Below are 239 nucleotides of genomic sequence, written 5' to 3' on the forward strand. Positions count from 1 at the left end.
CCTGGAAAGTTGATCTGAGCTCTCAGTAAATATCAATACGGTTCTGACGAGCCGCTTACTTATATGCCGGAACCATGCACTCTGGAAACCCGCATCGGTAACTATTATGACTCTGGCCACAGGGTTTACAGCCTCGGCAAGGGCATCCAGGAAGTTTTTTTGTATCTGCGAGTTCTGCTGTTTTTCTGACGGAACTATCCAGCTTAACAGGGGAAGCGAGCGTCCATCGCAGAGCAGGC

1 pseudogene is annotated in these 239 nt (G+C 49.8%); it reads right to left on the reverse strand.

Annotated features, from left to right (window positions below):
- Nucleotides 1-239, reverse strand: a pseudogene (locus tag A7090_RS23145) (IS4 family transposase); the annotation flags it as partial.

Source organism: Escherichia sp. MOD1-EC7003, assembly GCF_002965065.1.
Classification (GTDB): domain Bacteria; phylum Pseudomonadota; class Gammaproteobacteria; order Enterobacterales; family Enterobacteriaceae; genus Escherichia.